At 71.5% G+C, this 2,842-nt stretch carries 3 protein-coding genes and 1 pseudogene; all 4 read left to right on the top strand.

What is annotated here, in order from left to right; all coding sequences use genetic code 11:
• Positions 1 to 585: pseudogene (locus BZL64_RS37420) on the top strand (serine/threonine protein kinase); the annotation flags it as partial.
• A gap of 47 nt (positions 586 to 632) precedes the next feature.
• Positions 633 to 1,412 carry a prepilin peptidase gene (locus BZL64_RS37415; RefSeq protein WP_244205784.1) on the top strand — a complete coding sequence of 260 codons (780 nt, stop codon included), beginning with the start codon at positions 633 to 635 and terminating at the stop codon, positions 1,410 to 1,412.
• 72 nt (positions 1,413 to 1,484) lie between these two features.
• Entirely contained in the window at positions 1,485 to 2,684 is a 1,200-nt protein-coding gene (mqnC, locus tag BZL64_RS37410; RefSeq protein ID WP_086773438.1) for a cyclic dehypoxanthinyl futalosine synthase, read from the top strand.
• A 7-nt stretch (positions 2,685 to 2,691) separates the two neighbouring features.
• Positions 2,692 to 2,842: imidazolonepropionase-like domain-containing protein (locus BZL64_RS42310; protein ID WP_425276111.1), on the top strand; the 151-nt coding region annotated here is incomplete at its 3' end.

The following is a 2,842-nucleotide window of genomic DNA, read 5'->3' as shown; positions in this document are numbered from 1 at the left end:
AAGGTGTCCCTCTCCCTCGCCGCCGCCGCGACTCCGGGCGAGGGCGGGCGCGGGCGCCGGCTCAGCTGCACCGTGGCCCTCGCCGTCGCGGGCGCGCTGGCGGCGGTGACGGTCGGCTCGGTGTTCGTCCTCGACCTGATGCCCGGCTCGGGCTCCGACGACAACGACAGCGCCGCGGGCAGCGACACCGCATCCTCGAACCCGGCCGCCACCGCGCCCCCGGCCCCGGCCGGAGCGGTTCCCGCCGCCTACGTCGGCACCTGGGAGGGCCAGGGCAGCGGTCTCGGCGGTCAGCTTCCGATGGGCACCTTCCGGCTGACGGTGAAACAGGCCGCCGTAGGAAAGGAGCTGGGGCGGCTCCGGCAGACCGACGTGCTCGGCGGTGTCTGCCTCGACGTCATCACCCTGACCAAGGTGACCTCGAAGGAACTGATCACCACCTCGGTCGGCGCCGAGACCAACCACGGCGGCTGCAACCCGGCCGCCCACACCGTGCGGTTGACGCGCACGGGCGACGACCTGACATACCGGTCGGAGAGTTCGGCCGAGGGGAATCCGGTCGCGCGGATGTCACGGGTCGACTAGCGGGCGGGACAGGCGATGAGCGAAGAGAGAGGCGGAGTTTCTTGACCGTGGCACCGATCGCACCGATCGACGCCCTGCTGATCGCCCTCGCGGCGGTCTGGGGCGCGCTCGCGGGAGCGGTGCTGCCACGGGCGGTGTACCGGTTCTCGGTGCAACTGCAGGACGTGGAACCGCAGGACACGGGAGACGATGCCGGCTGGCGTCGCGGCTGCCCCGAGGGGCATCCCCTGCGCGGCTGGCTCGGGCCCGCCCGCTGTCCCGGCTGCCCCGCCACGTCACCGCCGTACGGTTCCGGCGCGCTTCGTCTCTCCCTCGTCACCTCGGTTCTCTGCGCTGGGCTGGCGCTCGCCACCGGCATCCGGCCCGAGCTTGCCGTATGGCTGCTGCTGGCACCCGTCGGGGTGCTGCTCGCGGCGGTCGATCTGCGGGTGAAGCGGCTGCCCGATCCGCTCACGCTGCCCCTGGCGGCCGTCGCCCTCACCCTGTTGGGGGTGGCCGTGCTGCTGCCCGAGCACGCCGGTGACTGGACGACGGCCCTGCTGGGCGCCCTCGCGCTCAGCGGCGGCTACCTCGTGCTGCACCTCATCAACCCGGGCGGCATGGGCTTCGGCGACGTGAAACTCGCCCTCGGCGCGGGCGCGGTCCTCGGCTGGTACGGCTGGGCGACGGTCATGCTGGGCACCCTCGCCGCGTTCCTGTCGGGCGCCCTGTACGGCGGCGCGCTCCTGCTCGCCCGCAGGGCCGGACGCCGGACGGCGATCCCGTTCGGGCCGTTCCTGATCGCCGGTGTGTACGCCGGTGTGCTGATGGGCGCCTACGCGGCCTGAGGTGAGCCGTTCGGAGGCGCTGGCGTAGGCTGGCCGGGTCCGTCCACAACCCTTGACGAAAGGGACGCTTCGGTGACCGAGAAGGCCGACCTTCAGTCCGTCCTCGACCGTGCCGCCGAGGGTGGGCGGATCACTCCCGAGGAGGCGCTCGACCTCTACCGCGACGCGCCCCTGCACGCGCTGGGCTCGGCGGCCGACGCCGTGCGCCGCCGTCAGTACGCCGGCATCGAGCACATCGCGACGTACATCATCGAGCGGAACATCAACTACACGAACGTGTGCGTCACGGCGTGCAAGTTCTGCGCCTTCTACGCGGCGCCGAAGGACACGGCCAAGGGCTGGACGCGCGACCTCGACGACATCCTGCGCCGGTGCGCGGAGACCGTCGAACTCGGCGGCACCCAGATCATGTTCCAGGGCGGACACCACCCCGACTTCGGCGTCGAGTACTACGAGAAGCACTTCGCCGCGATCAAGGCCGCGTATCCGCAGCTCGTCATCCACTCCCTGGGGGCGTCGGAGGTCGAGCACATGGCCCGCATCTCCAAGGTGTCCGTCGAGGAGGCGATCCAGCGCATCCACGCCGCCGGTCTCGACTCCTTCGCCGGGGCCGGCGCCGAGCTGCTCCCCGCCCGCCCGCGCAAGGCGATCGCCCCGCTGAAGGAGTCCGGCGAGCGCTGGCTGGAGATCATGGAGACCGCGCACAACCTCGGCGTGGAGTCCACGTCGACGATGCTGATGGGCACCGGCGAGACCAACGCCGAGCGCATCGAGCACCTGCGCATGATCCGCGACGTACAGGACCGGACGGGCGGCTTCCGCGCCTTCATCCCGTACACCTACCAGCCCGAGAACAACCACCTGAAGGGCCGCACCCAGGCGACCCTCTTCGAGTACCTGCGGATGATCGCGATCGCCCGCCTCTTCCTCGACAACGTCCGTCACATCCAGGGCTCCTGGCTGACCACGGGCAAGGAGGTCGGCCAGCTGTCGCTGCACTACGGCGCGGACGACCTCGGCTCGATCATGCTGGAGGAGAACGTCGTCTCCTCGGCCGGTGCCAAGCACCGCTCCAACCGCCTGGAGATCATCGACCTGATCCGCAAGGCGGGCCGCGTCCCGGCGCAGCGCGCGACGACGTACGAGCACCTCCTCGTGCACGACGACCCGGCGAACGACCCGGTCGACGAGCGGGTCGCCTCGCACATCTCGTCCACCGCGATCGAGGGCGGCACCGCACACCCCGAACTGAAGCTGCTGGCCTCCAACTGACCTGCCGGTGCTGACGATCCACGCGGCCGACGAGGTCCGCCACATCTGGGACGACGACCCGGAGCCCATCAAGGACGGTGCCGTCGCCGTCCAGGGCGGCCGGGTCGCGGGGGTGGGGACTCTCGCGGAGCTGGAGCGGCGGTTCCCGGGCGCGCGGG

The sequence above is a fragment of the Streptomyces bobili genome (assembly GCF_002154575.1).
In the GTDB taxonomy this organism is placed as follows: Bacteria; Actinomycetota; Actinomycetes; order Streptomycetales; family Streptomycetaceae; genus Streptomyces; species Streptomyces bobili.
Note: the sequence above shows the minus strand (reverse complement) of the source record. Positions and strands in the feature narration are given on the sequence as shown.